This is a genomic window from Antarcticimicrobium sp. (genome assembly GCF_029212575.1).
In the GTDB taxonomy this organism is placed as follows: domain Bacteria; phylum Pseudomonadota; class Alphaproteobacteria; order Rhodobacterales; family Rhodobacteraceae; genus Antarcticimicrobium.
The window spans coordinates 1-7,753 of record NZ_JARGPK010000063.1 but is presented as its reverse complement, the minus strand read 5'-3'; the positions used below and the strand labels follow the sequence as shown (position 1 = coordinate 7,753).

At 68.4% G+C, this 7,753-nt stretch carries 8 protein-coding genes and 1 pseudogene; 4 read left to right on the top strand and 5 right to left on the bottom strand.

Features of this window, described 5'->3' with window-relative positions; translation table 11 throughout:
- Positions 1–114, top strand: a pseudogene (locus tag P1U75_RS14805) (IS5/IS1182 family transposase); the annotation flags it as partial.
- 69 nt (positions 115–183) lie between these two features.
- Here P1U75_RS14805 and P1U75_RS14800 read toward each other — a convergent pair.
- The 4 genes from P1U75_RS14800 to rbfA form a co-directional block, all read right to left on the bottom strand.
- Positions 184–771 (bottom strand): DUF1643 domain-containing protein, encoded by a 588-nt coding sequence (locus tag P1U75_RS14800; protein WP_300244803.1) that lies wholly within the window; start codon positions 769–771, stop codon positions 184–186.
- Between the two features lie 396 nt (positions 772–1,167).
- A complete protein-coding gene (truB, locus tag P1U75_RS14795; RefSeq protein ID WP_300244802.1) occupies positions 1,168–2,073 on the bottom strand; it encodes a tRNA pseudouridine(55) synthase TruB in 906 nt (301 codons plus the stop codon).
- 109 nt (positions 2,074–2,182) lie between these two features.
- The gene (locus tag P1U75_RS14790; RefSeq protein ID WP_300244800.1) at positions 2,183–2,917 is read right to left on the bottom strand and encodes a phosphodiester glycosidase family protein; all 735 of its coding nucleotides are present in this window, start codon (positions 2,915–2,917) and stop codon (positions 2,183–2,185) included.
- Positions 2,917–3,312, bottom strand: coding sequence for a 30S ribosome-binding factor RbfA (gene rbfA, locus P1U75_RS14785; RefSeq protein WP_300244798.1), 396 nt, complete (start codon positions 3,310–3,312; stop codon positions 2,917–2,919). The genes P1U75_RS14790 and rbfA overlap by 1 nt, the downstream gene beginning before the upstream one ends.
- A gap of 90 nt (positions 3,313–3,402) precedes the next feature.
- Here rbfA and dapB point away from each other — a divergent pair, with 90 nt between their 5' ends.
- Positions 3,403–4,212: a 4-hydroxy-tetrahydrodipicolinate reductase gene (dapB, locus tag P1U75_RS14780; protein ID WP_300244797.1), complete on the top strand. Its 810-nt coding sequence runs from the start codon at positions 3,403–3,405 to the stop codon at positions 4,210–4,212.
- 91 nt (positions 4,213–4,303) lie between these two features.
- Here dapB and P1U75_RS14775 read toward each other — a convergent pair whose 3' ends face one another.
- On the bottom strand, positions 4,304–4,510 hold the full coding sequence (locus P1U75_RS14775; RefSeq protein WP_300244796.1) for a DUF1674 domain-containing protein: 207 nt from the start codon (positions 4,508–4,510) through the stop codon (positions 4,304–4,306).
- Between the two features lie 88 nt (positions 4,511–4,598).
- On the opposite strand from P1U75_RS14775, the gene P1U75_RS14770 reads away from it, so the two are divergent.
- Positions 4,599–5,864: a transcription antitermination factor NusB gene (locus P1U75_RS14770; protein ID WP_300244794.1), complete on the top strand. Its 1,266-nt coding sequence runs from the start codon at positions 4,599–4,601 to the stop codon at positions 5,862–5,864.
- 82 nt (positions 5,865–5,946) lie between these two features.
- Positions 5,947–7,689: a heparinase II/III family protein gene (locus tag P1U75_RS14765; RefSeq protein WP_300244793.1), complete on the top strand. Its 1,743-nt coding sequence runs from the start codon at positions 5,947–5,949 to the stop codon at positions 7,687–7,689.
- Positions 7,690–7,753: the final 64 nt, after the last annotated feature.

Sequence of the window (7,753 nt, the reverse complement as noted above, 5' to 3'; positions counted from 1 at the left end):
CAGTCCCTGAGGGCCAGAGACTTTGATCGCCAGGTCGCGGAATTCCGGATCCGCATCGCGGTGCTCGACCGCTACACCGCTCCTGGCATACCCATTACAAAGCCGGCAGGATGAGCCTGTCCGGGGCAAGGGGAAGTTTGCTCCTCAACCGATTTGCGCAACAAAGCCGGACAGGCAGGTCTTTCAGGCGCCCGGAAACGGAAACCGCTCGGTCGTGCTGCTGATGTACAGCGGATGCCCGGCTGATCCATCCTTGTTCAGTTTCAGGCAGTTGAGCGGTTTTCCGGTCGCTCTGAGCGCGCGCAGCGTCTCTTGAACGATCTCTGCGTAGCGCTTGTGCAGCTTTCCATAGGCCAGCAGAACTTCCTCGGCGGGCTCGGCTTCGCGGAGAATCGTCGGGAGGTTTTCCGGGCTGCATGCCAGCTTGGGGTCATGTGGCACGTTTCTGGGTTCGGTGGCGCGCCAGTCCAGCATGTTGGTCTTCACGTAGCGTGTAAATCCCCACCTTCTGGCAAAGCCAAGCTCCCGGTCACAGGTCGGGTCCGAGACTTCGGCGGTCGCAACAGAGGGGTTTTGGCCCAGGAACATGATGGTTCGCGGTTGGTCACCTTTCGGCGTCCAGTCGCGGATCAAGGTCTGGCGGTATCGCCCGCAAGAAGAGAAGGTCGCGCCGCCGATCACCCCGTCGGGAAGACGGATTCGAACCTTGCCGCCCGGATCGTGCAGCCTGTGGGCCTCATCCTCGGAGATGTTTTCTTCTGCATTCGTCATCTTGGCCCTCATATGGAAAAGCAGCCTTCGGCATATTGTTTTTCATCTATGCGTTTGAGTGTTCTTTCAGCGAATAGTCCCTGCACCATCGAAGATTTCCCCGGTCGCGGTCGAGGGGGGGATCACGAAATGCGCCCTGCGCCCCGTCGCTGTCCCGGCAGACGCCGGAAGAGGGCGCGCCGCCCTTGGTATGGCTGCGGTTGATCATGGGATCGGGTTTAACCGTCTGCGCGCCGGAGCGAAAGACGCCGCCGGAAGAGAGGGGGCGCTGCCCCCGCCGCCCGCGCGGGCGGCTCCCCCGGAAGTTTTTCCGACGAGAAGAAGGGTCCGATGCTTCTTCTCGCCCCAAATACTCCCGCCGGAGGCACGCCCCGCAGGGGCGCTCCGGGGGCGGCCTTACAGGTTGAACACCCGGCTGGGGTGCAGCTGCCCCGATTTGTAGCGGCCTACAGCCACCGCGCGCCCCTCGAACGAGGCCCAGCATTCATCACCGTATTCCGCGTCCGAGGGCAGCACTGTGCCGGGATTGCCGTTGCGCAGCTTCGCCGCGCCGTCGGCGGTGCATTTGACCTCCGGCAGATCCGCCAACCCCTGTTCCAGCGGGCGGATATATTCGTCCAGCGCCGGGGTTTTCGCCATTTCGTCTATCTGCGCGAGGGTCAGCCCGTCCTCGGCGTCGAAGGGGCCGGACCAGATCCGGCGCAGGCGCAAAACATGGCCGAAACACCCCAGCGCTTGGCCGAGATCGCGGGCGATGGCGCGCACGTAGCCACCCTTGCCGCAGGTCATTTCCAGCTCGACGTGATCGGCGTCGGGCCGGTCGGTCATCACCAGTTCCTCGACCCAGAGCGGGCGCGCCGCGACCTCGAACTCCTCGCCATCGCGGGCGAGCTTATAGGCGCGCTCGCCGTCGATCTTCACCGCGGAGTATTTCGGCGGAACCTGCATGATGTCGCCGATGAACGGACCCAGCGCCGATTTGATCTCCTCGTCCGTGGGACGGATGTCGCTCTCTGCGATCACCTCGCCCTCGGCGTCGTCGGTATTGGTCGCCTTGCCCAGACGCACGGTGAAGGCATAGGCCTTCAGCGCGTCGGTGATATAGGGCACGGTCTTGGTCGCCTCGCCCAGCGCCACCGCCAACACGCCGGTCGCCTCCGGGTCCAGCGTGCCGGCGTGGCCGGCCTTCTTCGCCTCCAGCGCCCAGCGCACCTTGTTGACCACCGCGGTCGAGGTCATGCCGGCGGGTTTGTCCACCACCAGCCAGCCAGAGAGGTCGCGCCCCTTGCGTTTGCGTGCCATGTCGTTCCCGTTCGTGATCAGAGTGCGGCGAGGTAGCCGAGCAGAGCGGCGCTGTCAATTTGCGGCGTGTCGGGGCGGCGGGATTGTACGGAATCGGCGCCGAATTCCCCTATTCGGCGGGTTCGGCCACCCCCACGATCGGCCCCAGATCGAAACCCGGATCGTTCCGCCCGAGCTGCGGCGCGTAGAGGCGCGAGACGTTGCCGTCGAAATAGAGCGCCTGCGGCAGCTGCAGCCGGTCGCGGAACAGCCGCCCGAAATCGTGAAAACTGACCGCATTGCGGGACAGAGCGAAGACCGCGTGCGACCCGTCGGCGCTGGTGCCCACCCCGTTGCGCACATAGCGCGAGGTGCTGTCGGGCAGAAAGCGCGGGTGCAGCGCCCCGTCGATCACCAGCATCGGCCCGGACTGGGTGGCATAGGTGCAACCGGGCTTGCGCGCGAGATAGGCCCGGGTCTCGATCACCTCGGCGCGGCCTTGGGAAATGCAGAAGACCCCGTTGGGCAAAAGGCCGAAGTTGCCCGGTCCGGCCCCGGGAATCACCCGCATCAGCTCCTGCCCGTTCTCGATGTAATGGCCGACCGGGCTGCGGTCGTCGTGATACATCCCGGCGTTCATCGCGAAGGCAAGGCGCTTTCCCTCACCTGCCAGCACGCGGTTCACCGCGCCGAACTGGCCCAGTGGCAGGCCGTTACCATCGTTCAGGAACAGCCGCAGATCCTCGCGCGTCGCATCGACCTCGCAGATGGTATAGCGGTTGCCGCCATGGCTGGTGTCACGGCATTCGACCGCCGCCGACGGCCCGGCGGCGAGCATGGCCACGAACGCCAGGACGGCGCGCATCAACTCTCGAGGTCGCGGCGCACCGCGTCCTGCGACAGCATGCGGCGGGTTTCGTCCATCTGGTCAAAGGTCTGGTCGAGCTGGAACCGCAGGTCGGGGGTGAATTTCAGCCCGGCCTTCTTGCCGATGATGCGCCGCAGCTCGCCCTTGTTGCGGGCCAGCAGCTTGACCACGTCCTCCTGCCCCTTGCCACCCAGCGGCAGCACATAGGCGGTGGCGATCTTGAGATCGGGCGAGGTGCGGACCTCGCCCACGGTGATCGACATGCGGTTGAGGTCCGGGTCGTGGATGTCGCCGCGCGCCAGCACCTCGGCCAGGGTGCGCCGGATCAATTCGCCCACGCGAAGCTGCCGCTGCGAGGGGCCGGGACCGTCGTGAAAACTGTTCTTTGCCATGTCCCCGATCTACGCCTTCGCGGAGGCTTTGCCAAGAAGCGCGGGAGAAGGTAGGGAAACAACCGGATACCGCAGCGAAAGGGCGCCGAGATGACACACAGGCCGGGGATCGTCGTGACCGGGGCATCGGGCCGGATGGGCCGGATGCTGATCGAAACCATCTGCGACAGCGACAAGGCGCGCCTGGTCGGCGCGGTGGAACGCGCCGGTCATTCCTGGGTCGGCCGCGACGTGGGCGAGGCGATGGGCGGCGCGGCGCTGGGCGTGACGGTGACCGACCAGCCGCTCGACGCCTTTGCCCAGGCGCAGGCGGTGATCGACTTTACCGCGCCCGAGGCGACGCTGGAGTTCGCCGCGTTGGCCGCCCAGGCCCGCGCGGTGCATGTGATCGGCACCACCGGCATGACCCCCGAACAGATCGCGCAGCTTGAGCCGGCCGCGCGCCACGCGGTGATCGTCCGCGCCGGCAACATGAGCCTTGGTGTCAACCTGCTGGTGCAACTGACGAAACGGGTCGCTGCCGCGCTCGACGAGGATTTCGACATCGAGGTGATCGAGGCGCATCACCGCCACAAGGTCGACGCGCCCTCGGGCACCGCGCTGATGCTGGGCGAGGCCGCCGCCGAGGGGCGTGGGGTCACGCTGGCGGATGTGGCGGACCGGGGCCGCGACGGGATCACCGGCGCGCGCGAACGGGGGCATATCGGCTTTTCCGCGATTCGCGGCGGCGACATCGTGGGCGAGCATGACGTGCTCTTCGCCGCCGATGGTGAGCGGATCGTGCTGCGTCATGTGGCGACCGACCGGGCGATCTTTGCCCGCGGCGCGCTCAAGGCGGCGCTCTGGGGTCAGGGCAAGGGACCGGGCCAGTACGACATGGTGGATGTGCTGGGGCTGTGAGCCAGTCCCGCTTCTTCTCGTGTAAAATACTCCGGGGGTGAGGCCGCCAGGCCGAGGGGGCGGCGCCCCCTTTCCCATCCCGGCCATGCGATCAAAAGTCGATCGCGATCCCCTTCTTTTCCCAATCGCCATAGCGCACCGGTTCGGGCCCGTCGCGCCCGCCCAGTTCCGTGGGGAGGGGGGCTTGTTCGGCCTCAGCCTTGCGGCGGCGCTCCTGCGCCTCGGCCAGCGCGCGTTTGGCGGCGGGCGGCAGGTCGGCGGCGTCCGGCGCGGCATCCGGGCTGTCATTCTCACGCATCACGGGTTCCTTTGCTCTTTCTCCGTGATATACGCCTCTGTCGCCCGGGAGCAAGACGGGCGCAGGGACGCAGCGAGGACAGGCAGGCATGGACGACACCGCAATCACCGCACGGCAGAGCGCGATCAACCTGCTTGACCAGGTTCTGGGCGAGGGCCGACTGATACCCGAATGCCTGGCCGCCGGGGCGCTCGACCGGCTGGAACCGGCCGACCGCGCCCGCGCGCAGCGTCTGGCCACCGACACCCTGCGCGGGCTGGAGCGGGCCGACCGGCTGTTGCAGAAACACCTGCGCAAATACCCGCCCCTGCCGGTGCGCAACGCGCTGCGGCTGGGTACGGTGGAACTGTGCCAGGGCGAGGCGGCACATGGCGTGGTCAATGCCATGGTCACCATCGTCAGCCGGCATCGTCACCACGGTCACCTGAAAGGGCTGGTCAACGCGGTGCTGCGCAAGATCGCCGCCGAGGGGCCGGAGGCCTGGGACAAACTGCGGGTGCCGCGGCTGCCGAAATGGCTGCGCAAGCCGTTGGCCCAGGCCTGGGGCGGCGATGCGATGGCGGCGATGGAGGCCGTGCATTTCGCCGGTGCACCGCTGGACATCACGCCACGCGCGGGCGCGCAGGTCGATCTGCCCGGCGCGCGGGTCTTGCCGACCGGGTCGCTGCGGCTCACCGCGCCGGGACAGATCTCGGCGCTGCCGGGCTTTGCCGAGGGGGCCTGGTGGGTGCAGGACGCCGCCGCCGCGCTGCCGGCAAGGGTTCTGGCGGCGCAACCGGGGGAAAAGGTGCTCGATCTTTGCGCCGCGCCGGGGGGCAAGACCCTGCAACTGGCCGCCGCCGGGGCCGAGGTGGTGGCGCTCGATATCTCCGATGCGCGGCTTGGCCGGCTGCGCGACAACCTTGGCCGCACCGGGCTTTCGGCGCAGGTGGTGGTCGGCGACGCGCTGGAGCACGCGGGGGAGTATGACGCCATCCTGCTCGACGCGCCCTGTTCGGCCACCGGCACCATCCGGCGCCATCCCGACCTGCCCTTTGCCAAGGACGGGTCGGAGTTCGCCGGGCTGATCGAATTGCAGGCGCAGATGCTGGCGCATGCCTGGAGCCTGCTGAAACCGGGCGGGCGGCTGGTCTATTGCACCTGCTCGCTGCTGCCCGACGAGGGCGAGGTGCAGGTCGAGGCGGCGCTGGAGAGCCTGCCGGGGGCCACCATCGACCGCGCCGCGCTGGCCCTGCCGGGGGTCGATCCGGCCTGGATCACGCCCGAGGGCGGGCTGCGGCTGCGGCCCGATTACTGGGCCGATCTGGGCGGGATGGACGGATTTTATATCGCCTGCCTGATCAAAGCCGCCTGAAGCCTGGGTTTCGCAAGTGACTTGGCGGCTTCGCGCCGCTATGATCTGCCGGAAACGCCAGAGAGCGTGAGAGGCAGAGCGCATGTCCAGTCCTGACAGTTTCGCCGGCCGAAGGACACGGATCCTCAACCGGCTTTACGCCCGGCTTAGCCGGCGCCAGCGTGCCGCGACCGGGTTTGTCTCGCAGCCCGAGCCGCGCACCATCGGCAGTTTCGCCCGCGGCCGGCAACTGGTGGCCGGCAACCTGCTGTTCGCCGGCTACCTGATCGAATCGCCCGATACCGCGCTGTGGGACGTCGCCGCCCCCAACGCCGCCTTTGACGCCGAGCGCCACGGATTTGCCTGGCTCGACGACCTGGCAGCGGTGGGCGATCTGGCGGCACGGGCAAAGGCGCAGAACTGGCTCTGGGGCTGGATCGCAGCGCATGGCGGCGGCACCGGGCCCGGCTGGACACCGGATCTGGCCGGGCGGCGGGTGATCCGCTGGATCAATCACGCGCTGTTCCTGCTGCGCGGGCAGGACCGCGAGGCGAGCGAAATCTTCTACCGCGCGCTCTCGGCGCAGGCCTGGTTCCTGTCGAAACGCTGGACCGGCGCGGCGCCCGGCCTGCCCCGGTTCGAGGCGCTGACCGGGTTGATCTACGCCGGGCTGTCGCTGCAGGGGCGCGAGGAACTGGCCGACCCGGCGGTCAGGGCACTGGCCCGCGAATGCGCGACGCAGATCGACGGCCAGGGCGGGCTGCCGACCCGCAACCCCGAGGAACTGCTCGAGGTCTTTACCCTGCTGACCTGGGCGGCGGCGGTGCTGCACGACGCCGGGCGCGGGGTGCCGGCCCAGCACCAGGCGGCGATCGAGCGGATCGCACCCACCCTGCGCACCCTGCGCCATGCCGACGGCGGGCTGGCGCGGTTTCACGGCGGTGGCCGCGGCATGGAGGGGCGGCTCGACCACGCGCTGGCGGCCAGCCACGTCAAGCCGGTCCAGCCGGAGGGGCTGGCAATGGGCTATGCGCGGCTCTCGGGCGGGCGCACCACCTTGATCGTCGATGCCAGCGCACCGCCGCGCGGGGCGGCCTCGTTCAACGCGCATGCCTCGACGCTGGCCTTCGAGCTGACCTCCGGGCGCCGCCCGCTGATCGTCAACTGCGGCTCGGGCGCCTCCTTCGGGGTTGAATGGCGCCGCGCCGGGCGCGCGACGCCGTCGCATTCCACGCTCTGCCTCGATGGCTATTCCAGCGCGCGGCTGGCCGACCCCGCCCGCGGCACCGGGCGCGAGGCCCTGATCGACGCGCCAGTCCGGGTGCCCACCCAGATTTCCGAGATGACTGATGGTATTCGCTTTCAGGGCGGGCATGATGGCTATCTGCGCAGCTTCGGCCTGACCCATGTGCGCTGCCTCGACCTTACCTTCGACGGGCGCGGGCTGGCCGGCGAGGACATGCTGCTGGCGGTCGAGGATGCCGACAAGCGCCGGTTCGACAAGGCGATGGATGCGACCGTGCTGTCGGGCATCGGGTTTGATATCCGCCTGCACCTGCACCCGGAGGTGGACGCGGCGCTGGATCTGGGCGGGGCGGCGGTGTCGATGGCGCTGAAAAGCGGGGAGATCTGGGTGTTTCGCCACGAGGGCAGACAGACCCTCGCGCTGGAGCCCGGCGTCTATCTCGAAAAGGGCCGGTTGAAACCGCGCGCCAGCCGACAGATCGTGCTGTCGGGCCGGGCGCTGGATTACCGAACCCGGGTGCGCTGGTCGCTGAGCAAGGCGCAGGATACCGCCATCGCGGTGCGCGACCTGCACCGGGACGAGACGGATTTCCAGAGTTAACGGCGGGAACGTAGAACGTAGGGCGGGCTTCAGCCCGCCGCCCGCCCGATGCCGGAACCACGCG